General features: G+C 82.8%; 1 pseudogene. It reads left to right on the plus strand.

The window, feature by feature from the left end:
- Window positions 1-569 (plus strand): annotated as a pseudogene (locus tag E2C06_RS38385) (hypothetical protein); the annotation flags it as partial.

The raw sequence follows: 569 nt of genomic DNA on the forward strand, positions 1-569 counted from the left end.
GAGGCCGCCGCGCGCGAGGCCCGCCGCGCCGCCGAGGCCCGGCTCGCCACCGCCCGGGCCGAGGACAGCCGCCTCGCCGCCGCCGCGGCCGAGGCGGAGAGCCGGCTCGGCGCGCTGGAGCCGCAGCTGCGCGCGCTCGACGCCGAATGCGCCGAGGCGGAAACCGCTGCCGAGACCGCCGCGGCGGCGCTGGCCGCCTTGCCGGGTCCAGAGGCGGCGATCGCCGAATACGACGCCGCCGCCACGGCCGAGGCGACCGCCGCCACCACCGAGGCGGAAGCGCGCGACGCCCGGGCCGAGGCCGAGATGGGGCTGCAGCGCAGCCGCGGCGCCGCCAATGCCCTCGCCGCCGCCGCGGCCCAGGCCGAAAGCCGGCTGGGCGCCCTGGCGCCGCAGCTCGAGCGGCTGCGGGCCGAACAGGCGGAAGCCGAGGCGCGGCTGCAGGCGGCCCGCGCCGCCATGGCAGACCTGCCCGCGCTCGAGGCGCTGCGCACCGCGGCACGCGAGGCCGCGGCGCGCGAGGCGGCGGGCCTGCAGGCCGAAGCCGCCGCCCGTGCCGCCCGCGCGTC

Source organism: Dankookia rubra (assembly GCF_004355005.1).
GTDB classification, from domain to species: Bacteria; Pseudomonadota; Alphaproteobacteria; order Acetobacterales; family Acetobacteraceae; genus Paracraurococcus; species Paracraurococcus ruber_A.